This window comes from Streptomyces bacillaris, from assembly GCF_003268675.1.
Lineage (GTDB): Bacteria > Actinomycetota > Actinomycetes > Streptomycetales > Streptomycetaceae > Streptomyces > Streptomyces bacillaris.
Map to the genome: position 1 here is coordinate 2,463,858 of NZ_CP029378.1, position 22,474 is coordinate 2,486,331.

At 71.2% G+C, this 22,474-nt stretch carries 19 protein-coding genes and 2 tRNA genes; 9 read left to right on the forward strand and 12 right to left on the reverse strand.

Going from position 1 to position 22,474, the window contains the following annotated elements; all coding sequences use genetic code 11:
* Nucleotides 1-101: 101 nt before the first annotated feature.
* The 3 genes from aroA (at nucleotide 102) to DJ476_RS10125 (ending at nucleotide 2,938) form a co-directional block, all read left to right on the forward strand.
* A complete protein-coding gene (gene aroA / locus DJ476_RS10115; RefSeq protein ID WP_103419754.1) occupies nucleotides 102-1,454 on the forward strand; it encodes a 3-phosphoshikimate 1-carboxyvinyltransferase in 1,353 nt (450 codons plus the stop codon).
* A gap of 3 nt (nucleotides 1,455-1,457) precedes the next feature.
* Nucleotides 1,458-2,474 (forward strand): ribosome small subunit-dependent GTPase A, encoded by a 1,017-nt coding sequence (gene rsgA, locus DJ476_RS10120; RefSeq protein ID WP_103419755.1) that lies wholly within the window; start codon nucleotides 1,458-1,460, stop codon nucleotides 2,472-2,474.
* A gap of 140 nt (nucleotides 2,475-2,614) precedes the next feature.
* Nucleotides 2,615-2,938: a DMT family transporter gene (locus DJ476_RS10125; RefSeq protein WP_019764680.1), complete on the forward strand. Its 324-nt coding sequence runs from the start codon at nucleotides 2,615-2,617 to the stop codon at nucleotides 2,936-2,938.
* On the opposite strand, the gene DJ476_RS10130 is transcribed toward DJ476_RS10125, so the two are convergent.
* Entirely contained in the window at nucleotides 2,830-3,423 is a 594-nt protein-coding gene (locus DJ476_RS10130) for a TetR/AcrR family transcriptional regulator (protein WP_318294529.1), read from the reverse strand. The two genes, DJ476_RS10125 and DJ476_RS10130, sit on opposite strands and share 109 nt — an antisense overlap.
* A 207-nt stretch (nucleotides 3,424-3,630) precedes the next feature.
* Here DJ476_RS10130 and hisN point away from each other — a divergent pair, with 207 nt between their 5' ends.
* Nucleotides 3,631-4,431 (forward strand): histidinol-phosphatase, encoded by an 801-nt coding sequence (hisN, locus tag DJ476_RS10135; protein WP_019764681.1) that lies wholly within the window; start codon nucleotides 3,631-3,633, stop codon nucleotides 4,429-4,431.
* Nucleotides 4,432-4,608: 177 nt separating this feature from the next.
* A complete protein-coding gene (locus DJ476_RS10140) occupies nucleotides 4,609-5,016 on the forward strand; it encodes a CBS domain-containing protein (RefSeq protein WP_112490346.1) in 408 nt (135 codons plus the stop codon).
* 64 nt (nucleotides 5,017-5,080) lie between these two features.
* Here the strand turns inward: DJ476_RS10140 and DJ476_RS10145 are convergent, their stop codons facing one another.
* Nucleotides 5,081-6,532, reverse strand: coding sequence for a catalase (locus DJ476_RS10145; RefSeq protein ID WP_112490347.1), 1,452 nt, complete (start codon nucleotides 6,530-6,532; stop codon nucleotides 5,081-5,083).
* 165 nt (nucleotides 6,533-6,697) lie between these two features.
* Here DJ476_RS10145 and DJ476_RS10150 point away from each other — a divergent pair, with 165 nt between their 5' ends.
* Nucleotides 6,698-7,117, forward strand: coding sequence for a Fur family transcriptional regulator (locus tag DJ476_RS10150; RefSeq protein ID WP_029395467.1), 420 nt, complete (start codon nucleotides 6,698-6,700; stop codon nucleotides 7,115-7,117).
* Nucleotides 7,118-7,258: 141 nt separating this feature from the next.
* Here the strand turns inward: DJ476_RS10150 and DJ476_RS10155 are convergent.
* The 4 genes from DJ476_RS10155 to DJ476_RS10170 all read right to left on the reverse strand — a co-directional run bounded on the left by DJ476_RS10155 (nucleotide 7,259) and on the right by DJ476_RS10170 (nucleotide 13,001).
* Nucleotides 7,259-7,332 (reverse strand) — tRNA-Met (locus tag DJ476_RS10155).
* Between the two features lie 152 nt (nucleotides 7,333-7,484).
* Nucleotides 7,485-9,674: a tetratricopeptide repeat protein gene (locus DJ476_RS10160; protein WP_103419758.1), complete on the reverse strand. Its 2,190-nt coding sequence runs from the start codon at nucleotides 9,672-9,674 to the stop codon at nucleotides 7,485-7,487.
* Between the two features lie 211 nt (nucleotides 9,675-9,885).
* Nucleotides 9,886-9,959 (reverse strand) — tRNA-Met (locus DJ476_RS10165).
* A gap of 42 nt (nucleotides 9,960-10,001) precedes the next feature.
* Nucleotides 10,002-13,001: a UPF0182 family membrane protein gene (locus DJ476_RS10170; protein WP_112490348.1), complete on the reverse strand. Its 3,000-nt coding sequence runs from the start codon at nucleotides 12,999-13,001 to the stop codon at nucleotides 10,002-10,004.
* Nucleotides 13,002-13,139: 138 nt separating this feature from the next.
* On the opposite strand from DJ476_RS10170, the gene DJ476_RS10175 reads away from it, so the two are divergent.
* Nucleotides 13,140-13,700 carry a PPA1309 family protein gene (locus DJ476_RS10175; RefSeq protein WP_241565688.1) on the forward strand — a complete coding sequence of 187 codons (561 nt, stop codon included), beginning with the start codon at nucleotides 13,140-13,142 and terminating at the stop codon, nucleotides 13,698-13,700.
* A 153-nt stretch (nucleotides 13,701-13,853) separates the two neighbouring features.
* On the opposite strand, the gene DJ476_RS10180 is transcribed toward DJ476_RS10175, so the two are convergent.
* The 3 genes from DJ476_RS10180 to DJ476_RS10190 all read right to left on the reverse strand — a co-directional run bounded on the left by DJ476_RS10180 (nucleotide 13,854) and on the right by DJ476_RS10190 (nucleotide 17,083).
* On the reverse strand, nucleotides 13,854-14,957 hold the full coding sequence (locus DJ476_RS10180; protein ID WP_112490349.1) for a YlbL family protein: 1,104 nt from the start codon (nucleotides 14,955-14,957) through the stop codon (nucleotides 13,854-13,856).
* 400 nt (nucleotides 14,958-15,357) lie between these two features.
* Nucleotides 15,358-15,819 (reverse strand): molybdenum cofactor biosynthesis protein MoaE, encoded by a 462-nt coding sequence (locus DJ476_RS10185; RefSeq protein ID WP_019765113.1) that lies wholly within the window; start codon nucleotides 15,817-15,819, stop codon nucleotides 15,358-15,360.
* Nucleotides 15,820-15,934: 115 nt separating this feature from the next.
* Nucleotides 15,935-17,083, reverse strand: coding sequence for an SDR family oxidoreductase (locus DJ476_RS10190; protein WP_053559472.1), 1,149 nt, complete (start codon nucleotides 17,081-17,083; stop codon nucleotides 15,935-15,937).
* A gap of 190 nt (nucleotides 17,084-17,273) precedes the next feature.
* Here DJ476_RS10190 and DJ476_RS10195 point away from each other — a divergent pair, with 190 nt between their 5' ends.
* Both DJ476_RS10195 and DJ476_RS10200 read left to right on the forward strand, forming a co-directional pair.
* Nucleotides 17,274-18,743 carry a zinc-dependent metalloprotease gene (locus tag DJ476_RS10195; RefSeq protein WP_103419762.1) on the forward strand — a complete coding sequence of 490 codons (1,470 nt, stop codon included), beginning with the start codon at nucleotides 17,274-17,276 and terminating at the stop codon, nucleotides 18,741-18,743.
* The gene (locus tag DJ476_RS10200) at nucleotides 18,740-19,282 is read left to right on the forward strand and encodes an NUDIX hydrolase (RefSeq protein WP_112490350.1); all 543 of its coding nucleotides are present in this window, start codon (nucleotides 18,740-18,742) and stop codon (nucleotides 19,280-19,282) included. Before DJ476_RS10195 ends, DJ476_RS10200 begins: the two co-directional genes overlap by 4 nt.
* Before the next feature lie 64 nt (nucleotides 19,283-19,346).
* Here DJ476_RS10200 and DJ476_RS10205 read toward each other — a convergent pair whose 3' ends face one another.
* Genes DJ476_RS10205 through DJ476_RS10215 form a run of 3 tightly spaced genes read right to left on the reverse strand, consistent with a single transcriptional unit; the run spans nucleotide 19,347 to nucleotide 22,440 of the window.
* Nucleotides 19,347-20,102 (reverse strand): AIM24 family protein, encoded by a 756-nt coding sequence (locus tag DJ476_RS10205; RefSeq protein WP_070205046.1) that lies wholly within the window; start codon nucleotides 20,100-20,102, stop codon nucleotides 19,347-19,349.
* Between the two features lie 14 nt (nucleotides 20,103-20,116).
* On the reverse strand, nucleotides 20,117-20,797 hold the full coding sequence (locus tag DJ476_RS10210) for an AIM24 family protein (RefSeq protein ID WP_053559474.1): 681 nt from the start codon (nucleotides 20,795-20,797) through the stop codon (nucleotides 20,117-20,119).
* Nucleotides 20,798-20,808: 11 nt separating this feature from the next.
* On the reverse strand, nucleotides 20,809-22,440 hold the full coding sequence (locus tag DJ476_RS10215) for a TerD family protein (RefSeq protein ID WP_103419764.1): 1,632 nt from the start codon (nucleotides 22,438-22,440) through the stop codon (nucleotides 20,809-20,811).
* Between the last annotated feature and the right edge of the window lie 34 nt (nucleotides 22,441-22,474).

The following is a 22,474-nucleotide window of genomic DNA, read 5'->3' on the forward strand; positions in this document are numbered from 1 at the left end:
GACCATTGTTTCTCCGCGCGTCACCATTGTTTCGTTGCGCGTCGTTTTCCGGCCCTTTGCCGCTGGTCCCGGTTGTGCGCGGAACCACTAAAGTGTTGGCCATGACCGAGAGTCCCGTGCACCCCGCCCTCTGGCCCGCACCTCACGCGAGTGGAGCCGTCGACGCGACCGTCACCGTGCCCGGATCGAAATCGGTCACCAATCGGGCGCTGGTCCTGGCTTCGCTGGCCTCCGAGCCGGGCTGGCTCCGCCGCCCGCTGCGCTCCCGCGACACCCTGCTGATGGCCGAGGCGCTGCGCGCGATGGGCGTGGGCATCGAGGAGACCGTCTCCTCCTCGTCCGCGACCAGCCCGTCCGCCGCCGCCTCCCCGGACAGCACCGGCGAGGCCTGGCGGGTCATCCCGGCGGGGCTGCACGGCCCGGTCACCGTCGACGTCGGCAACGCCGGCACCGTCATGCGCTTCCTGCCACCCGTCGCCACCCTCGCCGACGGCCCGATCCGGTTCGACGGCGACCCCCGCTCGTACGAACGTCCACTGACCGGCGTCATCGAGGGGCTGCGGGCGCTGGGCGCGCGGATCGACGACGACGGGCGCGGCGCGCTGCCGTTGACCGTGCACGGGGGCGGGGCGCTGGAGGGCGGCCCGGTCTCGATCGACGCGTCGTCGTCCTCGCAGTTCGTCTCGGCGCTGCTGCTGTCGGGGCCGCGGTTCAACCAGGGCGTGGAGGTCCGGCACACCGGCTCCGTCCTGCCCTCGATGCCGCACATCCGGATGACCGTCGACATGCTGCGGGCCGTGGGCGCGCAGGTGGACGAGCCGGAGACGGGCGGCGAGCCGAACGTGTGGCGGGTCTCCCCCTCCGCGCTGCTCGGCCGGGACCTGACGATCGAGCCGGACCTCTCCAACGCCCAGCCGTTCCTGGCCGCGGCGCTGGTCACCGGCGGCAAGGTCACCATCCCGGACTGGCCCGAGCGGACCACCCAGCCGGGTGACGCGCTGCGCGAGATCTTCACCGCGATGGGTGGCAGCTGCGAGCTGACCGAGCACGGTCTGACCTTCACCGGCACCGGCCGGATCCACGGCATCGACGTGGACCTCGGCGAGGTCGGCGAGCTGACCCCGGGCATCGCGGCCGTCGCCGCCCTGGCCGACTCCCCCTCCACGCTGAGCGGCGTCGCCCACCTCCGGCTCCACGAGACGGACCGGCTGGCCGCGCTCACCAAGGAGATCAACGAGCTGGGCGGTGACGTCACGGAGACGGCCGACGGGCTCCACATCCGCCCGCGCCCGCTGCACGGCGGCGTCTTCCACACGTACGACGACCACCGCATGGCCACCGCCGGGGCGATCATCGGCCTCGCGGTCAAGGGCGTGGAGATCGAGAACGTGGGGACCACCGCCAAGACCCTGCCGGACTTCCCTCAGCTGTGGACCGGGATGCTCGGGATCTAGATCATGCGCCGCTACGGGAAGAACCCCGACGAGGACGACATCCGCGTCCGCCCCAACCGCAAGGGCAACCGGCCGCGGACGCACATCCGCCCCAAGCACGAGGACGCCGAGGACGGCATGGTCCTCACCGTCGACCGGGGCCGGCTGACCTGTCTCGTCGACGGGCGGACCGTGGTGGCGATGAAGGCCCGTGAGCTGGGGCGCAAGGCCGCGGTGGTGGGCGACACCGTCTCCCTCGTCGGGGACCTGTCCGGCGAGAAGGACACCCTGGCCCGGATCGTGCGGATCGCCTCGCGCCGTACGGTGCTGCGCCGCACGGCCGACGACGACGATCCGTACGAGCGGGTCGTCGTCGCCAACGCCGACCAGCTGGCGATCGTCACCGCGCTGGCCGACCCGGAGCCGCGTCCGCGCATGATCGACCGCTGTCTGGTGGCGGCGTACGACGGCGGGCTGACCCCGCTGCTGGTGCTGACCAAGTCCGACCTGGCCTCGCCGGACAAGCTGCTGGAGGCGTACACCCCGCTCGGTGTGCCGTACGTGGTCACCAGCCGCGAGGAGCTGGAGAGCGGCGGCGCGGCGGACCGGGTGCGCGAGCAGCTGGAGGGCAAGATCACCGCCTTCGTCGGGCACTCCGGGGTCGGCAAGACGACGCTGGTCAACGCCTTGGTCCCGGCGGACCGGCGGCGTACCACCGGCATTGTCAACGCGGTCACCGGCCGCGGCCGGCACACCACCACCTCCGCGCTCGCCCTGCCGCTGCCCGATGGGCGCGGCTGGGTCGTCGACACCCCCGGCGTACGGTCGTTCGGGCTGCACCACGTCGACCCGTCGCGCGTCATCCACGCCTTCCCCGACCTGGAGCCGGGCACCGAGGAGTGCCCGCGCGGCTGCACCCACGACGAGAACCAGCCGGAGTGCGCGCTGGACGCCTGGGTGGCCGAGGGGCATGCCGATCCGGCGCGGCTCGACTCGCTGCGGCGCCTCCTCTCGACCCGCGAGCGGCGCGAGGGCGACTGAGGCCGGGCGGTACGGGGGGACCGTTTTCGGTCGGTGTCCTGCGGGCATGTTTGCGAGTTTCAACGACTGGTAAAGGCATAATCGCACCGAGCGGGACGAACCAGTCACCTACGCATCACCTACGCAGGAGGCAACGGACGATGGCATGGCTGCTGGTCGTGGTCGCCGGACTGCTGGAGACCGGTTTCGCCGTCTGTCTGAAGCTCTCGCACGGCTTCACCCGGCTCTGGCCGACCCTCGCGTTCGCCGCCTTCGCCCTGGGCAGTTTCGGCCTGCTGACGATGGCTCTGAAGAAGCTGGACGTGGGACCGGCGTACGCGGTGTGGACCGGCATCGGAGCGGCCGGTACGGCGATCTACGGCATGGTCTTCCTCGGTGACGTCGTCTCGACCCTGAAGCTGGTGTCGATCTCGCTGGTGATCATCGGCGTGATCGGGCTCCAGCTCTCCGGCTCGGCGCACTGACGCCTCGGCCCGACGCTGTCGCCGGGCACGATCACATACGAGAGCGCGAGCCGGAGCACGCGCTCGCAGCGCGCGGGCGTGAGCGGGTGCGCGGCGGCCGCCATCCGGTCCCTGGCCACGGCGAGCAGGTGACCCGGGAGCGGGACCCCGGGGCCGGGACGGGGCAGCCCCTCCCTCCAGACCCCGGTGAGCAGTCCCTTGACGAGGGGATCGGCGCGGGCGGCCCGTACCGTCCAGCGCGCCACGGCGGCCGGGCGCTCCGGCGCGGACGCCGTCAGTGCGCGGTCCACGCCGGTCAGATAGCGGTCGGCGGCCTTGCGCAGCAGGGCGGTGGCGAGGCCGCCCTTGGTGCCGAACTCGTTGTGGAGGGTCTGCCGGGAGACCCCGGCCAGCGCGGCCACGTCGACCATCCGCACCGTGTGCCAGGGCCGGTCGCCGAGCGCCCTGAGGGCGGCGTCCAGCAGGGCTTCTCGCGCTGTCGGCATCGCCGCCTCCCGGGCCGGGGCCGTGCCAGGGGCCTGCGCTTCAGAGTTGAGGCGGTGGTGTCGACTGTCAAGGGTCCGCGTACGGGGTCGGGGCGCGGTGGTCCGCCGTGGAGGCGGGGGCGCGGTGTCCGCCGTGGCAGCGGGGGCCGGTGATCACGGGGCGGGGGCCGGTGGCCCGTTCCCCGTACGGCTGGATACTGTGACGGCATGCCCGACTACCACGATGATCTGCGCCTCGCCCATGTACTCGCGGACGCCGCCGACGCGGCCACCATGGACCGGTTCAAGGCTCTCGACCTGAAGGTGGAGACCAAGCCGGACATGACCCCGGTGAGCGAGGCCGACAAGGCCGCCGAGGAGCTGATCCGCGGCCATCTGCATCGGGCCCGCCCGCGCGACGCGATCCTGGGCGAGGAGTACGGGGTCGAGGGCACCGGGCCCCGGCGCTGGGTGATCGACCCGATCGACGGCACCAAGAACTACGTCCGCGGCGTGCCGGTCTGGGCCACGCTGATCGCGCTGATGGAGGCCGGTGAGCAGGGCTTCCAGCCGGTGGTCGGGGTGGTCTCCGCGCCCGCGCTGAACCGGCGCTGGTGGGCGGCGAAGGGCGCTGGCGCGTACACCGGGCGCAGCCTCACCTCCGCGACCCGGCTGGAGGTGTCGAAGGTCGAGACCGTCGCGGATTCCTCGTTCGCGTTCTCCTCGCTGAGCGGCTGGGAGGAGCAGGGCCGCCTGGACGGCTTCCTGGACCTGACCCGGGCCTGCTGGCGGACGCGGGGGTACGGCGACTTCTGGCCGTACATGATGGTCGCGGAGGGGTCCGTGGACATCTGCGCGGAGCCGGAGCTGTCGCTCTGGGACATGGCGGCGAACGCGATCATCGTCCAGGAGGCGGGCGGCCGGTTCACCGACCTGGAAGGCACCGACGGGCCCGGCGGCGCCAACGGGGCCGCGTCGAACGGCCTGCTCCACGACGAGCTGCTGGGCTACCTCAACCAGCGCTACTGACACTTCCGCCGGTCACCGGGCGCCCCGGTGACGCCGTACGTGCTTGCGCACTCCCCCGGCGCGCGCCCGGTCCACCCCTTGTCGACCCGTCCCAAGGGTGCCACTCTGAGAGTCCCCCCACTTGTGAACTTGTGAATCGACTCACAGAGTCGGCGCTCCGAGGAGGTGGCTCGTTCCATGCTCGTCCGTGACGCCATGAGCACGGTGGTCCTCACCATCGGCCCCAACCACACGCTCCGCCAGGCCGCCCGGCTGATGTCGGCCCGCCGCATCGGGGCCGCCGTCGTCCACGACCCGGACACCTGCGGGCTCGGGATCATCACCGAGCGCGACATACTCGACGCGGTCGGCTCGGGCCAGGACCCCGACCTGGAGACCGCCTCCGCCCACACCACCACCGACGTGGTGTTCGCCGCCCCGGCCTGGACCCTGGAGGAGGCAGCGGAAGCCATGACGCACGGCGGGTTCCGGCATCTGATCGTGCTGGACGACACCGGGCCGGTGGGCATCGTGTCGGTGCGCGACATCATCCGCTGCTGGGCGCCCACCCGTCGCCGTACGGTGGCGGCGGCCGGGTCGGCGTAGGAAAGCCCGGTGGGCCGGACCCCCGTGAGGGGAGCCGGCCCACCGTCGACGGCAAGCGTCCAGGTCAGCCGCGGAGGGCCTGGACCGCGGCTTCCAGTCGCTTGCCGAAGTCACCGTCCGCCTGGCGGAAGTTGTCGATCGCGCGCTCGGCGATCTCGTCGCGCGAGACCTTGGCGATGAACCCGGAGAGGTTCTCGATGAGCCGGGCCTTCTCGTCTTCCGACATCAGCCGGTAGAGGTCGCCCGCCTGCACGAAGTCGCTGTCCTCGGCGTGGCCGGGGGCCTCGGTGTTGCCGGTGGTGCCGGTGACCGGCAGCGGCTGCCAGAGCGGGCGGTCGGTCTGGAAGGGGCCGCCGAAGCTGTTCGGCTCGTAGTTCTTGGCGCCCTTGTGCCGGCCGTCGTAGAGGAAGCCGTCCCGGCTGTTGGTGCGCGCCTCGGTGGCGTGCGGGCGGTTCACCGGCAGGTGGTCGGCGTTGATGCCGACCCGGTAGCGGTGGGCGTCGCCGTACGCGAAGAGACGGCCCTGGAGCATCTTGTCCGGGGACGGGCCGATGCCCGGCACGAAGTGCGCGGGGCTGAAGATCGACTGCTCGACCTCGGCGAAGATGTTCTCCGGGTTGCGGTTCAGCTCCAGCTTGCCGATCTCGATCGGCGGGTAGTCCGCGTGCGGCCACACCTTGGTGAGGTCGAACGGGTTGAAGCGGTACGTCGCCGCGTCCGCCGCGGGCATGATCTGGACCTGCACCGTCCAGGACGGGAAGTCGCCGCGCTCGATCGCCTCGCGCAGATCGCGCTGGTGGCTGTCGGGGTCCTCACCGGCGAGCTTGTTGGCCTCGGCCTGGGTGAGGTTCTTGATGCCCTGGTCGGTCTTGAAGTGGTACTTGACCCAGAAGACCTCGCCGGCCTCGTTGTTCCACTGGAAGGTGTGCGAGCCGTACCCGTTCATGTGGCGCAGGGTCGCCGGGATGCCGCGGTCACCGAAGAGCCAGGTCACCTGGTGCGTCGACTCGGGCGAGAGCCCCCAGAAGTCCCAGACGTTGTCCGCCTCCTGCGAGCCGGTGTACGGGTCGCGCTTCTGGGTGTGGATGAAGTCGGGGAACTTGATGGCGTCCTTGATGAAGAACACCGGGGTGTTGTTGCCGACGAGGTCGTAGTTGCCCTCCTCGGTGTAGAACTTCAGCGCGAAACCGCGCGGGTCGCGCACGGCGTCGGCGGCACCGAGGTTGCCCGCGACCGTGGAGAAGCGCAGGAACGTCTCGGTCTCCTTGCCGACCTCGGAGAGGAACTTCGCGCGGGTCCACTGCGTCACGTCGCGGGTCACGGTGAAGGTGCCGTACGCGCCGGCGCCGCGGGCGTGCACGACGCGCTCCGGGATGCGCTCCCGGTTGAAGTGGGCGAGCTTCTCCAGCAGCGCCTGGTCCTGGACGAGAACCGGACCGCCGACGCCCGCGGTCTCGCTGTTCTGGTTGTCGGCGACCGGCGCCCCGGCCTCGGTGGTGAGCGGTCCCTGCGTCACGTGCGCCTCCTGCGTCGCGTTCCTGCACAGCGTTCTGTTCTCTGTACAGCCCTGTCCCTTGGCTAATGCCGATCACGATCCTACAATGGACATTGTCTAAGTCAAGCGAGCATCCAAAGTCACACCCGATCGGGACTCGGTCCCCCCACTGTTAGGCTGGGCTGCATGAGCGACCTGCTGGAACGACTCCGTGGACGTGGCTGGCGCATGACGGCGCAGCGGCGTGTCGTGGCCGAGGTCCTCGACGGGGACCACGTGCACCTGACTGCCGACGAGGTCCACGCGAGGGCCGTCGACAAGCTGCCCGAGATCTCGCGCGCCACCGTCTACAACACCCTCGGCGAGATGGTGTCCCTCGGTGAGGTGCTGGAGGTCTCCACCGACCGCCGGGCGAAGCGGTACGACCCGAACGCGCACCGCCCGCACCACCACCTGATCTGCGGACAGTGCGGCGCCATCCGCGATGTGCACCCGGCGGGCAACCCGCTGGCCGACCTGCCCGCCGAGGAGCGGTACGGCTTCACGGTCTCCGGCGTCGAGGTGACGTACCGAGGGCTCTGTCCGAGCTGCGCCGGGACCCCCTGACGAATGTGATGTGAGCCGGGCCCGCCTGTTGGAACGATTCGACAGGCGGGCCCGGTCTTTTGTGCGCTTCCTTGCATGGCGGAGAGCCGGAACATGACGAAGGCCCGGATCTCTGATCGAGATCCGGGCCTTCGTCTTCAGTAGCGGGGACAGGATTTGAACCTGCGACCTCTGGGTTATGAGCCCAGCGAGCTACCGAGCTGCTCCACCCCGCGTCGGTGAATGCAACATTACGTCAGCGGGTCGGCCTGCGCAAATTCCTTCACTCCGGCCCCCCGGGGCTGGAGGGCTGGAGGGTCGGGGAGCTGGTGCCCGAGGGCCGGGGGCCGACGGCTGGGGCCGTAGGCCCCGGGGGGCGCCCCGGGCGTTACGCGGTCAGCTCCTGGTGCAGGGCGTCGCGCAGCCGGGCCGCGCGCTCGGCGACCTCGGCCGGGCCCAGCTCCACGGCCCGCGCGCACCAGCGCTGCCCCTCGGTCAGCTCGCCCCGGCGGGCGGCGAGGAGCGCCAGGCGCAGCGCGGCCCGCCCGTGACCGGCGTTGGCGGCGCGGCTCCACCACAGGGCGGCCTCGCGCTCGCTGCCCTCGCGGGCCAGGAGCAGCCCCAGGTTGAAGGCGCCGTTGCGGCTGCCCGCCTCGGCGGCCTCCCGGTACCAGTGAGCGGCGCTCTCCACGTCCCCTCGGGCGGCGGCGAGCATGCCGACCCGGACCTGGGCGCGGCGGTGGCCCTGCTGGGCGGCCCGCTCGTACCACTCCTCGCACTCGGTCTTGGCCGGCATCGGCTCGCCCAGCGCGGGCGGGCCCGGCGGCGGCTGGCGGGCGTCGAGCACCCCGGCCAGCCGGAACGCCGCCTCGGCGCTGCCGCCGCCCGCAGCGCAGCGCAGATGGCGCTCGGCCTCCTGGTCCTCGCCGTCGCGCAGCAGGGCCATGCCGACCTGGAGGGCCGCGTCGGTGTGCCCGGCCGCCGCCGCCCGCTGGTACCAACCCAGGGCCGTACGGTCCTCGTCGCGTCCGGCGTGCAGGATGCCGAGGTTGAAGGCGGCGTCCACGCTGCCCGCCTCGGCCGCCTTGGAGAACCAGGGCTCGGCGCCGGTGTGGTCCCCGGCCTGGAGGAGCAGGACGGCGAGCGCGTTGGCGGCCTCGCGGTGACCCGCGTAGGCGGCGCGGCGGTACCACTGCTCGGCCTGCGGGATACGGTCCTGGGCGGCGCAGAGCAGCCCGAGGTTGTACGCCCCGTTGACGTCACCGGCGTCCATGGCGGCGCGGTACCAGCGCTCGGCGGTCTGCTGCTCGCCCCGCGCCGCGTGCAGGGCGCCCAGCGCGTTGGCCGCGTTGCCGTCGCCGTCCTGGGCGGCGCGCAGCCACCAGACGGCGGCGCTCTCCTCGTCGCCCGCGTCCCGCAGCAGGAAGCCGAGCGCGCAGGCGGCGCGGGCCTCGCCCTCCTTGGCGGCGGTGAGATACCAGCGGCCCGCCTCCTTCAGCTCGCCGCGCTGCTCCAGGATCGCGCCGAGGTGGAGGGCAGCGCGGCGGTGGCCCCGGGCGGCGGCGCGGCGGTACCACTGCTCGGCCTCGCCGACGCGGCCCGCCGCCGGACCGGCCACGGGGCCGTCGCCGCCCTTGGTGCCCGTCACCTTGGATCCGGTCGCCTTGGATCCGGTCGCCCGGCCGCCCGTCGTGCTCGTCGATCCGGTGCTCGCCGCGGCCGTCGTCGGGGCCGCCGGGGTGGCCGGGTCGCCGGGCAGGGCGAGGCCCGGGGCGGTCCGGGGGGTGCCGGCCGCCGCCCGGCCCAGGCCGAAGGCGTCGTGCGGGTCCTCGACGGCGTTGCGCTCCAGGGTGCGGGCCAGCCGGTAGGCGGCCTCCCGGTGGCCCTGCTCGGCGGCGGCGCGCAGCCAGCGCTCGGCACCGATGTCGCCACGGTGCTCCAGGAGGTCCGCGAGCGCGTAGGCACCCAGCGCGTGGCCCTGCTCGGCGGACTGGCGCAGCCAGTACTCGGCGCCGGGCTCGTCACCGCGCTCGCGGAAGTGGCGGCCGAGCGCGTGCGCGGCGGCGGCCGAACCGGCCACGGCGGCCACTCGCCACCAGCCGGCGGCCTCGTCCGGGTAGCCCCGCTGGTGGAGCAGGACGCCCAAGTTGTTGGCGGCGGCCCGGTCACCGTCGGCGGTGGCGGCGCGGAGGTAGGTCTCGGCGCCGTCCAGGTCACCGCGGCGCAGCAGCAGGGCGCCCAGCACGCTCATGGACGCGGTGTCCCCAGCCTCGGCCGCCCGGCGGTGGCGGGCCTCCGCCTCGGCGCTGTCCGCCGCGTCGACGGCGTCCGTGGTGTCCTCGTCCGGGGCGGGCACGCCGGAGTCGGCCGCGCCCGGGGTGGTCACGCCCGTGACGGCGGCGGTGTGCATGGCATCCGCGTCCACGTGTCCCACCGTCCCGGTGGTCTCGTCCGCTCCGGCCGCCCCGGCGATGACAGCGGCGAAGGCCGCGTCTGCCATCTCGTCCGTCTCCTGGCCGCGCCGCTGCACAAACCGCCCTGTCTCCAACAGAGTTGCCCTGTCCCCCATAAATACCATCGTCGCACCACCTGTAACCCGCGTACACCTGGTATATCGCGGCCAGTGAGGTCACTTCAGCGTTTTGTCGACATGCCCACAGAGAGACAAGTCAAACACGTCGGGACCCAACTGGTGCCCAGCGAACCGCACTTCACGCCCACGGAACAGAAAAGACACGAGGACATGACGAAGGCCCGGATCCCTTGAGATCCGGGCCTTCGTCATGCAGTAGCGGGGACAGGATTTGAACCTGCGACCTCTGGGTTATGAGCCCAGCGAGCTACCGAGCTGCTCCACCCCGCGTCGTTGTGTTCAAACCGTATCACGACGCGGGGTGGGGCTTTCTCAGGTGCCCTGGTCGCCGCCGCTGTCCTCCGGCTTCGCCGCCTCGCCCTCGGGCTTCTTCGCGCCCTCGCCCTCATCGGGCTTCTTGGCCGGGTCGGCTCCGTCCTTCTCCGGGGCGTCCGCCTTCTCGCCCTCGGACCCGCCCGTGGGCTGGGCCTTGGCCGCCCGCTCCAGGGCTTCCTGGAGGGCGTCCTGCGCCTTGCCGTAAGCCGGCCAGTCCTGCTCCTTCAGCGCCGTCTCGCCGTCCTCGTACGCCTTCTGGGCGTCCGCGATGGCCTTCTTCAGCGCTTCGGTGCCGGTGGCCGGGGGCTTGGTGGTGTCGCCCGGCGGCTCACTGGGATCGGGGGTCGGGTCCGTATCGCCGTCGACCCCGAAGACCGCGTTGAGCGCGTCTCCCAGGTTGTTCTCGAAGACGATCTTCGAGCCGAACGAGGCGGCCACCTTGCGCAGCAGCGGGTAGTTCTGGTTGCCACCGCGCGTGTAGACGGGCTCGATGTAGAGGAAGCCGCCTTCGAGCGGCACCGTCAGCAGGTTGCCGTAGTCGATGTCGGAGTCCGTGCCCTTGAGGTTCCTCACGAACTCGGCGACGTCGTCGTTACCGTTCAGCTCACTCTGTACCTGGCCCGGGCCCTTCACCGTGGAGGTGACCCGGAGCAGTCTCATCGTGCCGTAGTCCTTGCTGGCCGCGTCCGCGTTCACCGCCATGAAGGCACCGAGGTTCGGGCGCCCCCTCGGGGTGAACGTGGTGGTCAGCGAGAACGCCTGCTGGTCCTGGCCCGGCATCTTCATGGACAGGTAGTACGGCGGAACGGAGCCCGACTCCTTGGTGGTCGGGTCGGCCGGCACCTGCCATGCGTCGGAGCCGCTGTAGAACTGCGCGGGGTCCTCGACGTGGTAGCGGGTCAGCAGCTCACGCTGGACCTTGAAGAGGTCCTGCGGGTAGCGCAGGTGGTCCATGAGCGACTGCGGGATCTTCGAGCGGGCCTCCACCGTGCCCGGGAACGCCTTGCGCCAGGTCTTGAGGACCGGGTCCTTGGTGTCCCACTCGTAGAGCTTGACCTTGCCGTCGTACGCGTCGACGGTGGCCTTCACCGAGTTGCGGATGTAGTTGACCTGGTTCTGCTGGGCGACGACCGCGCGCTGGTTGGTGGTCAGCGAGTCGGCCGTGGTGTCGCCGAGCGTCGTCCGGGACGCGTACGGATAGCCGTTGGTCGTGGTGTAGGCGTCCACGATCCACTGGATCCGGCCGTCGACGACCGCCGGGTAGGCGTCGCCGTCGATCGTCAGCCAGGGGGCGACGGCCTCGACGCGCTCCTTGGGCGTGCGGTTGTACAGGATCCGCGAGCCCTCACCGATGGCTCCCGAATACAGGATCTGCGGCTCGCTGAAGGAGACCGCGTACGCCGCACGGTTGAAGGTGTTGGAGAGGCTGACCCCGCTGTCGCCCTTGTAGCTGGTGGTCTTCTCGCCGTCCTCCTCGTAGTCCAGCTCCTTCTGGGGGCCGCCGACGATGGAGTACTGCTCGGTCTTCTCGCCGTAGTAGATCCGCTGCTCGTACTCCCCGAACTCACCGGTGGACGGCAGACCGGACTCGGTGAAGTCCGGGGAACCGGTGGGGTTCTTGCCGGTGGTGGTGCCGCGGGCCGCGATGGCGCCGTAGCCGTGGGTGTACGTGAAGTGGTCGTTGATCCAGTTCCGCTTGGGCAGGCCCTGGATGTTCAGCTCACGCAGACCGATGACCGTGTCCTGCTCCTTGCCGTCCTCGCCCTTGTAGCGGTCGACGTCGAGCGTCTTGGGGAACTGGTAGTAGTTCCTCCGCTGCTGGAGCTGCTGGAAGGCCGGGGAGACCACGTTGGGGTCCATCACGCGGTAGCTGGCGGCCGTGTTGGCGGCGGCACGCAGCTTGGCGTCGTCGGTCGTGGTGGCCTGGCCCGAATAGTCCTCCATCTGCGCCTTGTCGATGTCGTACGCATCGCGGGTGGCGTCGATGTTCTTCTGGATGAAGGGGGCTTCCTTGGCCTGCTCGTTCGGCTGGACCTGGAACTTCTGCACGATCGCCGGGTAGAGCCCGCCGATCAGGATCGCCGAGAGCACCATCAGACCGAAGCCGATGACCGGCAGCTGCCAGGTGCGGCGCCACAGCGTCGCGAAGAAGAGCACGGCGCAGATCACGGCGATGCAGAACAGGATGGTCTTCGCCGGGAGGTAGGCGTTGGCGTCGACGTACCGCAGACCCGTCCAGTTCTCCGCGGCCTTGAAGTCACTGGACTTCACCGCGAGACCGTACCGGTCGAGCCAGTAGGCCACGGCCTTCAGCGAGACGAAGATGCCGAGCAGCACCGAGAGATGACCCGTGGCCGCACCGGTGGCGCGGGCGCCGGGGCTGGTGATGCGCAGCCCGCCGTACAGGTAGTGGGTCAGGGCGGCGGCGATCAGCGAGAGCACGGTCGCCGCGAAGCCGAAGCCCAGCAGGAAGCGGTAGAACGGCAGGTCGAAGGCGTAGAAGGCGACGTCGAGCTGGAACTGGGGGTCCTTCGTGCCGAAGGGCACCCCGTTGACGTACATCAGCCAGGTGCGCCACTGGCCGGAGGCGGAGGCTCCGGCGATCAGTCCGACGAGCGCGGTGACGGCGAGCAGCACCCACTTCTTGAAGGGGGCGACGCTCATCCGGTAGCGGTCCAGGCTCTGCTGCTCCAGCGACATCGCGCTCAGCGGCGGCCGGAGCCGGTGCGCGAGCCAGATGTTCACCCCGATGGCCAGGGCCATCAGCAGTCCGAAGACGAGGAACAGTCCGATCTTGGTCCACAGGGTGGTGGTGAAGACGGAGGAGTACTTGACCGACCGGTACCAGAGCCAGTCCGTCCAGAACCCGGCGAACATGATGAAGGCCATGGCGAGAACCGCCAGGACCCCCAGGGTCATGAGCAGGGTGCGGACGCGCCGGGACGGGCGGCCGACACTGATCCGTGGCCCCGTGGGGCCTCCGCCGCGGTCCGGCATCTGGAAAGCCAACGTGCGCACCTCGAAGTTCGCGGGTCGTCTGGAGCGGGGCCCGGCGGTAGCAGAGCCCACCTATGCAACTTACTGAAGCTTTACCTAGTTCCCGATACCGGGGCCGAAGGAGGCAGGATATTGCCCATGCCCAACGTTTCCCCCGCAGGACCCCCGATGGCCGCGAGCCCGCTAACCGTCGCCGTCCTCGAAATCGACGCCTACGCCTCCACCCTCGGCTGGGACCAGCCCGCCCGGCTGTTCGCCCTGGTCGACACCGCCCGGCTGCGGGCCCAGGAGCCCGGTCTGGCCGACCAGCTCGGGCTGGACGACACCTCCGCCCCGGCCGCCGCCCTCACCCCGATCGAGCAGGAGGAGCTGCCCGCCGGCAAGGCGCTGGACGAGTTCCTCGGCACCATTGCCTGGCCCGACGCCGTGGTCGGCTGCGCCATGACCGTGGAGCGGCTGATGCTGCCGCCGTCCGCGGAGGCCTCCGTACCGGAAGGTCTCAGCGACAAGCAGCTCACCCAGTGGGTGGCCAGGCACCCGGACCGGCAGGAGGTGCGGATGACCGTGGCCGTGCTGCGGGACGGGGCACGCGAGTCCGCCGTACGGCTGCGCGAGAAGGACTCCCCCACCGAGGTGCTGACCGGCGCCGGGCTGGTGCCGGGGCTTGCCGAGGCCCTCGCGGCGACGTTCGAGTCCTGACGGACCGTCGCGCTTCCGCCCCGCCCGGCCACAAGGACCGGGCGGGGCGCGAACGGGTCGGTGTGTGCCGGGCGCGGACGGGTCGGTCCGTGCCGCCGCATACGGGGGCCGCGTCGGGCGCGGCAGGCCGGTCCGCCGGGCCGGGCCGGGCCGTCAGCTCGTCGAGCAGTTCGGCAGTCCGTCGGTCTTCCCGGCGCTGATCCGCTCCAGCGACTTCCGGGCGTCGTCGAGGGACTTGACCCGGACGAGGGTCAGCCCGTCCGGGATGTCGGCGGCGGCCGCGGCGCAGTTCTCGTCGGGGGTGAGGAAGTAGCGGGCGCCCGCGTCCCGGGCCCCGACCAGCTTCATGGTGATCCCGCCGATCGGGCCGACCTTGCCCGCGTCGTCGATGGTTCCGGTCCCGGCGACGAACTTGCCGCCGGTCAGATCGCCCGGGGTGAGCTTGTCGATGATGCCCAGGGAGAACATCAGTCCGGCGCTGGGGCCACCGACGTCCGCGAGCTTGATGTCGATCTCGAACGGGAAGGTGTGGTCCGTCCCGGCCCTGATCCCGACGATGGCCCGGTCCTTGCCGCCCTTCTCCGCGGCGGGCGCCTTCTCCGTGGTGATGGTGATCTTCCGGCTGCCCTCGGGGGCCCGGCCGGCCTTCTCGGCGGCGGCCGCCTCCTTCGCCGGGACGATGGTGAAGGTGACGTCCTCGCCGGGCTGGTGCTTGGTGACCAGCTCGGCGACGTCGCCGGGCTCCTCGACCGCGGTGCCGTCGACGGCCTTGATCACGTCACCCGCGTGCAGCTTGCCCTCGGCGGGGCTGTCCTTGACCACGGTGGAGACCACGACCTGGGTGGCGACCGGGATGTTCAGCTCCTTCAGGGCGGCGACCTTGGCGCTCTCCTGGGACTGGCTGAACTCCTCGGCGTTCTCCTGGGTCGACTGCTCCTCGGTCTTGCCGTCCGGGTAGAGGGTGTCGTGCGGGACGACGACGCTGTCGTGGGCCAGCCAGCCCCAGACCGCCTGGCCCAGGTTCATCCGGTAGTCCGCGCCGGTGACCCGGACCGTCGTCATGTTGAGGTGCCCGGAGGTCGGGTAGGTCTTGCGGCCGGCGATCCGCAGGACCGGTTCGCCACGCGCCTCGCCCAGCGTGTTCACCGTCGGTCCGGGAGACATCTCCGAATACGGCACTTTGATCAGCAGGCCTGCGCAGAACAGCGCGATGAGGATGAGGGTGGAGGCGAGCATCGTCGCGGTGCGGCGTGGCATGGAACGACAGTACGGGAAGGGCCCGTAGGTCCACCGTCGGGGCCGGTCCGTCCGGGGAGCGGCCGGAGCGCGGCGGACAGGTGGTCACGCGGCTTCGACGGCCTCAGAGTGCTCCGGAACCGGAGTGCGATTTCTCCATCGCGTCACGGAATCTGGCGTACCCGGCGAGTTCGGTGACATCGCCGGTCGTGCGGTTGCGAGCAGCCCAGCTCGCCCATATCGCACCACCGACAGCAGCGAAAAGTGGAATCAACAGCCAAGCGAGTGCCGCCATCACGACCTCCCTACCCCATGAGCGATCGAATGATCGATCTGCAGATTAACGATCCGGAAGACCAACGCTCACGGCAGGGGTGCGGTTACGCAAATCGGGGCTGATGCGCCCCGGTCCGGTTTGCGCTCAGCAGGCGCCGACCCACTCCTCCGTACCGTCGGAGAATCGCTGGTGTTTCCAGATCGGAACCTCGTGCTTGAGGTCGTCGATGAGCTTGCGGCAGGCGGCGAAGGCCTCCGCGCGGTGCGGGCAGGCGACGGCGACGACCACCGCCAGATCGCCCACCTCCAGTTCACCCACCCGGTGGACGGCGGCGAGGCCGCGGACCGGGAAGTCGGCCACGACCTTCTCCGCCACTCGGCGCAGCTCGTCCTCGGCGGAGGGGTGGCAGGAGTAGCCGAGCGCACCGACGTCCTGACCGCCGTCGTGGTTGCGCACGGTGCCGACGAAGAGGGCGATGCCGCCCGCGGCGTCGTCCCCGACGGCACGGAAGACCTCGTCGACGGAGAGCGCGCTCTCCCGGATCGCCAGCAGCCGGATGGGATCCGCGGCCGCCTGCTCGCCGGGGTGGTCCTGGGTACGTGCCATGCCCCCATCGTGCCGTACGGCACCGACAACACGGAATTGCCTGTTCGACCGGCGGACACCTGGCCGCGTTGGAGCCTCCTACAGGAGGCCGGGGGCGCCCCGGGACAGGAGTGTGTCAGATGCGGCGGCGGGCCTTGCGGGCGCGGCGGACGAGGGCGGCCGTACCCAGCAGGGCAACGGTGGCCCCGGCGGCCGTGGCGGAGACGGCGGTGGCGTCCTTGCGGCCGAGCCTGCGTCCGGCGACCGTGTGGCGCCCCTCGACCTCCTCCAGGAGCGCGCCGAGCACCTCCTCGTTGGTCCACTTCGGGCGCCACCCGGCGTCGTGCAGCCGGCTCACGCTGACCACCCAAGGGTGCATCGTGTACGCGAGGTCGCCGGCCGGGGACGGGGTGAGCCCGATGCGGTGCAGCCGGGCGGCCGCTCCCAGGGCGACGGCGGAGGGCAGCTCCATCCGGCGTACGCCGCTCAGCTCCTCGACCTCCTCCTGTTCGAGCCAGCCGTCGCAGCCGACCGCGAACTCCCCGTCGATCCTCCCCAGGGCCGCGTACTCCAGGGCCGTCACCAGGTCCTCGACGTGGCAGAACTGCCAGGTGGGACGGGAACCGGCGACCACCAGGAGACGCGGTGACTCGAAGTAGCGGGTCAGGGCGGTGTCGGTGCCGCCGACCAGGACGGTGGGGCGGACGACGGTGACGTTGAGCCCGGGGTGGGCGCGCGGCGCGCGGCGGCCGAGCCGCTCGATCTCCAGGAGGTCACCGACGCCGGTGGCCTCGGCGGTGGCGCGCAGCTCGGCGTCCTCGGAGAGCGGCACGTCGTTGTCCGCGAGCGCTCCGTAGACCATCGCGGAGGTGCACAGCACGACCCGGTGGACCCCGGCGGCGGCCGCGGCGGTGAGCACGGTCTGGGTGCCCCGCACGTTGTACGCGGTACGGGCGGCGGGGTCGGTCTCCAGGTCGAGGTCGAGCGCCAGGTGGACGACGACGTCCGCGCCGCGCAGCTTCTCGGCGATGGCCGGGTCGCGGACGTCCAGGATGTGCCAGGTCGCCTCGGAGACCTCGCCGCGCCGCTCGTCGATCGCGATGACCTGCTTGATCTCGTCGGACGCGGCGAGGTGGGCGGTCAGCAGCTCACCGACGCCGGTCGCGGCACCGGTGACCGCGACGACGGGGCCCCGGCTCCTGGGGCGTTTCTTCTCGGGCGTGCTTTCGGGCGAGGGGTCGGTCAGGTTTCGCGCTGCGCGAACCTGCGGATCTGGGGAACTCACCGGGCGTCTCCAGCGGTTGTCTTCAGTACGTACCCGAATGACGCGTACGTACCAGGTGGCGTCCATCCTGCCGCAGGCCGCGAGTCGGCGGAGCACTGAGGCCCGAAGCGGGCGTGGTGTCTACGCTGGATGGTGATGTCGGGCAGTCGCCGTCGGTTCGAGCCGACGGCCCTAGGAGCCGAGGAAACCCGTGAGTGACACCCCATTCGGATTCGGCCTTCCGCCGGAGGAGCCGGACGACGGCGACAAGGGCAAGAAGAAGGACCCCACCGAAGGTGGGCAGAGCGCGGGCGGGCCGGGGAACCCGTTCGGTTTCGGGCCGGGAGCGGGCGGCGACAACCCGTTCGCCGCAATGTTCGGCTCGATGAATCCGAACGATCTCGGCGCGGCCTTCCAGCAGCTCGGCCAGATGCTGAGCTACGAGGGCGGTCCCGTGAACTGGGACATGGCCAAGCAGATCGCCCGCCAGACCGTCTCGCAGGGCACCTCGGACGGCACCAAGGACGCGAGCGTCGGCCCGGCCGAGCGGACGGCGGTCGACGAGGCGCTGCGGCTGGCCGACCTCTGGCTGGACGGGGTGACGTCGCTGCCCTCCGGTTCGGTCTCCACCGTGGCGTGGAGCCGCGCGGAGTGGGTCGAGGCGTCGCTGCCGGCCTGGCAGCAGCTGGTCGACCCGGTGGCCGAGCGGGTGGGCGCGGCGATGGGCGATGTGCTGCCCGAGGAGATGCAGGCCATGGCGGGCCCGCTGATCGGCATGATGCGGTCGATGGGCGGCGCCATGTTCGGCCAGCAGATCGGGCAGGCCGTGGGGGTGCTGGCCGGTGAGGTGGTCGGCTCCACGGACATCGGGCTGCCGCTGGGCCCGGCGGGCAAGGCCGCGCTCCTCCCGCTGAACGTGGCGCAGTTCGGCAAGGACCTCAGCGTCCCGCAGGACGAGGTACGGCTCTATCTGGCCCTGCGCGAGGCCGCCCACCAGCGGCTCTTCGCCCATGTGCCGTGGCTGCGCTCGCACCTGTTCGGCGCGGTCGAGTCGTACGCGCGGGGCATCAAGGTCGACACCGGCAAGCTGGAGGACGTGGTCGGGCAGTTCGACCCCTCGCACCCCGAGCAGCTGCAGGACGCCCTTCAGCAGGGCATGTTCCAGCCCGAGGACACGCCCGAGCAGAAGGCGTCCCTGGCCCGGCTGGAGACGGCTCTCGCGCTCGTCGAGGGCTGGGTGGACGCCGTGGTCCACGAGGCCGCGAAGTCCCGGCTGACCTCCTCGGACGCGCTGCGCGAGACCATGCGCCGGCGCCGTGCCTCCGGTGGTCCGGCCGAGCAGACGTTCGCCACGCTCATCGGCCTCCAGCTGCGCCCGCGCCGACTGCGGGACGCCTCGCGGCTGTGGGCCTCGCTCACCGACGCCCGGGGGCTGGAGGGCCGCGACGCGCTGTGGGCGCACCCGGACATGCTGCCGACCGCCCACGACCTGGACGACCCGGACGGCTTCGTCCACCACGAGCAGGCGGACTTCTCCGAGCTGGACAAGATGCTCGGCGAGGCGGCGAAGGGTCCGCAGAAGTCCACCGGGGGCGACAAGACCGTCGAGGGCGGCGAGAGCGCCGAGGACAAGGGCGACGAGGGCGGCACGGAGAACGGCAAGGACGGCCGCGACCGGTGACGCTGCACGACGACGCCACCCTCGTACTGAAGGGTTACGCCCCTGGGGGCGAGGCAGGTGCTGACCAGGCGGAGCTGCGCCAGGCCTATCTGGACCATCTGGCGCTCCACGCCGACGGCATGTGGAAGGCGTGCGGGGCCGGGCATCTGACGGCCAGCGCCCTGGTGATCGACCCCGAGCGGGAGAAGGTGCTGCTCACCCTGCACCGCAAGCTGCGGATGTGGCTCCAGATGGGCGGGCACTGCGAGGAGCTGGACGCGACGCTGGAGGCGGCGGCGCTCCGGGAGGCGACGGAGGAGTCCGGCATCACGGGGCTCACCCTGCTGCCGGGCGGCCCGGTCCGGCTGGACCGGCATCCCATTCCGTCGCCGTGCCACTGGCACCTGGACGTGCAGTACGCGGCGCTGGCCCCGGCCGGGGCTGCGGAGCGGATCAGCGAGGAGTCGCTTGAGCTGCGCTGGTTCGGCTACGAGGAGGTGGCCTCGGTGGCCGACGCCTCCGTCGTACGGCTGCTGGAAGCGACGCGCGCACGGCTGTAGCAGGTAGACATGGGTAAGGGGCGGCCTCTCTGGAGGCCGCCCCTTACCCATGTGCCGGTGCCGGTCAGTTCCAGGCGTTGTTCTGGTTCTGGCCGTGGGCGCCGTGCTGGCCCATGCCGAACTGCGCGCGGGCGCCCTGGCCGATCTGGGCGTTCTGCGGGGGCATGACCTCGCTCGGCTGGACCAGGGCGAAGCCCTGCCCGAGGAAGCTCAGCTCCCACCCCTCGCCGGTGTTGCCCCGGCGCCGGAAGACGCCGCTGGAGTGCGTCTGGGCCTGCATCTGCACCCGCAGGGCGCTGGACCAGGCCACGATGGCGTCGGCGTCCACGTTGACGTACTTGTCGGGCGTGACCTGCATCATCAGGGGCTGGCCGGAGGTCATGAGGGCGACCTTGCCGGTACCGGTGATGTTGAGCTGGTACTTGCCGCTGCCGGAGATCCCGTACTGGCTGTCCACCGCGATGACCTCGGTGTGCAGCGAGGAGTCGAGCGCGAGGACGTAGGCGCTGTCGACGGTCATCCCCTCGCGGTCGACGTCCACGACGTGGATGTACTGGGCGAGGTTGGCGAAGTAGACGGTCCCCTGGCCGGAGACGCGCATCAGGTCCAGGCCCTCACCGGTGTGGGCGCGGGCCCGGCGCTGGTTCTGCGACTGGTACTCGCCGTCGAAGTCCATCAGCCCCTGGTAGGCGACCATGGCGCCCTTGCGGGCGAGGATGTCGTCCTGCCCGGTGAGCGCCACCCGCAGGAGCTGCGGGTTCTGGATCGTGTACCGGTCCTGGGACTGCTGCTCGGTGTGGTTGAAAAGCGGACTCTGCATGGTGTTCCCTCCCCTCAGTTCCGGACCCGCAGGCGGTCCGTACTGTCCTCGCTCGGCTGGACGACGACGATGCCCTCCCCGGAGAAGGCCATCTGGTACGCCTCGCCGCTGCCGCGGCCGATCAGGGCCCCGGCCTTGAAGCTGCGCTTCCCCTTGACCTTGAGGTTGGTGGACCAGGCGACGAGCGCGTCCGGGTCGACGTACGTCTCGTCCTCGCCGCGTCCGCAGTCGACGACGATCGGGGTGCCCCGGGAGGTGATGGCGACCCATCCGGTGCCCTGGACGGCGACGTTCCACAGGCCCTGTCCGGCGAACTTGGCCATTCCCTTGACCCGCTCGACGCCCCAGGTGAGGTGGGCGTCGAAGGCGAGGAGGTTGGTGCCGTTGACCGAGATGGACTCGTTGTTCAGGTTGAGGACGACCACGTCGGCGCCGTAGTCGGCGAGGTAGAGCAGCCCGTCGCCGGAGCACTTCATGACGGGTGCGCCCTCGCCGGTGATCCACTGGGAGGCGACCTGCCGGGCGGCGGGCGGATTGGGCTCGTACTGGATGAACCCCTCGTACGCCACCATCGAGCCGGTGCGCGCGTAGAGGTCCTGTCCCGAGGCCATGGCGACCTTGAGCATGGCCGAACCGTGGTTCTCCATACGGGCCGTGACGGGGGTCGGGGCGTAGCCCGCGAGTTGCTGGTTCATGACGGGCTCCCTCAGACCTCGTAGGGCTGGACGACGATGAAGTTGCCGGGCGCTCCCCGGAACTGGAGGTTCACGGTCTCGCCGCTGTGCCCCGGGTACGCGTTGCGGCGCAGCCGGACCTGGCTGGATACGATCACCTGGGAGGCGGCCGACCAGGCCACCACCGCGTTGCAGTCGGCGAACGTGGTGGGGGTGACCGGCAGGACGACCGGGGTGCCATGGGTCTTGATGACCACGGTGCCGGTGCCCTGGAACTGCATGGTGAACAGGGCGCCGCCGGGGATGCCGTGCCCCTCGACCCGGCGCACCTCGTACTGGAGGGACTCGTCGAAGGCGAGGACGCTCTCGGCGGAGACGCAGATGGCGTCGCCCTGCAGCTCGATCGGGTGCAGATACGAGCCTTCCTCGGCGAGGAAGACCTGGCCGCGGCCGGTACACCGCATCAGCTGCATCTCCTGGCCGGTGGCGTTGCCGACGACCCGGCCGACGAATCCGGCGCCCTTGTAGCCGAAGTCCACCTTGCCCTGGTACATCACCATGCTGCCCTGGCGGGCCAGCACCCCGGCGCCGCCCATGGTCAGGTCGACCCGCATGAGCTGCTGGTTCTGCGGGGTCCAGCGCTGCCCGGTGGCGGTCTCCTTGTAAAGCTGGAGGGCCGCGTGCAGCCCGGCACCGGCCGCCGGAAGGCCCTGCGGCACACCTTGGGGCGCGCCGGGGGGATGCTGCCCGAAGGGAGCGGGCTGGCCGTACGGGGCCGGGGCGGGCTGGCCGTAGGGCGGCGTGGGCGCGGGCGGGGCGGGCTGACCGGGGTGCTGGCCCGGGATCTGCCCCGGGACCTGGCCGAGCTGCGGCTGCGGGGGCTGGGGAGGCTGGTGGCCGGGCTGGCCGTACGGGGCCGGGGCCGGGGGCGCCTGTGGGGTGAGCGGCGCCGCGATGGTGGGCGCCGCGTGCATCGGCTGCTGCGGTGCGGGGGCGGGTGCGGGCGGGGCGCCGAAGGACGGTGCGGGCTGCGGGGCCTGGGGTGCGGGCGGGGCCGCGAAGGCCGGGGGCGCGGTGGCCTGGGCCGGCGGGGCGAACCCGGGGGCCGCCTGCGGGGCCGCCGGGGCCTCTTCCTCCTCGGCGACCTCGCCGCCGAAGTTCTTCAGGAGCGCTTCGAGGCCGCCGTCGAAGCCCTGGCCGACGGCGGCGAAGCGCCAGACGTCCTTCAGGTAGAAGTCACCGAGCATCACCGCGCGCTCGGTGGTGAACTCCGAGCCGGTGAAGGCGTACCGGACCACCTCTTCGCCACCGGCGACGATCCGGATGTACCCGGGGCCGACCTGGGACATCTGTCCGGGACCGTCGATCGTCGCGGTGAAGGAGAGCTTCTGGATGGCGGCCGGGATGCGGTCGAGCGTGACGCGGAAGGACTCGGTGTCGCCGGACTGCGCGCCGAGGAGCTGAATCGACTCCTCGGGTGATTTCGGCTGATTGAAGAAGATGAAGTACCGGTCGTCCGAGAGCTGCTCGTTGGCGTCCAGACCGAAGCAGCTGATGTCGAAGGTCAGTCCAGGGGCGGCGATCTGCACACCTACGTACAGATCTGTCCCCGGTGTGAGATCACTGAGCTTGGCCTTGTGGCCTCGTTGGAATTCCCTGGCCATACGTAACGACCGTCCCCCATCCCGAAGGTGAATG

What these genes read in the sequence shown, in the direction of transcription:
- aroA (WP_103419754.1), top strand. Translation starts at nt 102, where the DNA reads ATGACCGAGAGTCCCGTGCACCCCGCCCTCTGGCCCGCACCTCACGCG.
- rsgA (WP_103419755.1), top strand. Translation starts at nt 1,458, where the DNA reads ATGCGCCGCTACGGGAAGAACCCCGACGAGGACGACATCCGCGTCCGC.
- DJ476_RS10125 (WP_019764680.1), top strand. Translation starts at nt 2,615, where the DNA reads ATGGCATGGCTGCTGGTCGTGGTCGCCGGACTGCTGGAGACCGGTTTC.
- DJ476_RS10130 (WP_318294529.1), bottom strand. Translation starts at nt 3,423, where the DNA reads ATGCCGACAGCGCGAGAAGCCCTGCTGGACGCCGCCCTCAGGGCGCTC.
- hisN (WP_019764681.1), top strand. Translation starts at nt 3,631, where the DNA reads ATGCCCGACTACCACGATGATCTGCGCCTCGCCCATGTACTCGCGGAC.
- DJ476_RS10140 (WP_112490346.1), top strand. Translation starts at nt 4,609, where the DNA reads ATGCTCGTCCGTGACGCCATGAGCACGGTGGTCCTCACCATCGGCCCC.
- DJ476_RS10150 (WP_029395467.1), top strand. Translation starts at nt 6,698, where the DNA reads ATGAGCGACCTGCTGGAACGACTCCGTGGACGTGGCTGGCGCATGACG.
- DJ476_RS10160 (WP_103419758.1), bottom strand. Translation starts at nt 9,674, where the DNA reads ATGGTATTTATGGGGGACAGGGCAACTCTGTTGGAGACAGGGCGGTTT.
- DJ476_RS10170 (WP_112490348.1), bottom strand. Translation starts at nt 13,001, where the DNA reads ATGCCGGACCGCGGCGGAGGCCCCACGGGGCCACGGATCAGTGTCGGC.
- DJ476_RS10175 (WP_241565688.1), top strand. Translation starts at nt 13,140, where the DNA reads ATGCCCAACGTTTCCCCCGCAGGACCCCCGATGGCCGCGAGCCCGCTA.
- DJ476_RS10180 (WP_112490349.1), bottom strand. Translation starts at nt 14,957, where the DNA reads ATGCCACGCCGCACCGCGACGATGCTCGCCTCCACCCTCATCCTCATC.
- DJ476_RS10185 (WP_019765113.1), bottom strand. Translation starts at nt 15,819, where the DNA reads ATGGCACGTACCCAGGACCACCCCGGCGAGCAGGCGGCCGCGGATCCC.
- DJ476_RS10205 (WP_070205046.1), bottom strand. Translation starts at nt 20,102, where the DNA reads ATGCAGAGTCCGCTTTTCAACCACACCGAGCAGCAGTCCCAGGACCGG.
- DJ476_RS10210 (WP_053559474.1), bottom strand. Translation starts at nt 20,797, where the DNA reads ATGAACCAGCAACTCGCGGGCTACGCCCCGACCCCCGTCACGGCCCGT.
- DJ476_RS10215 (WP_103419764.1), bottom strand. Translation starts at nt 22,440, where the DNA reads ATGGCCAGGGAATTCCAACGAGGCCACAAGGCCAAGCTCAGTGATCTC.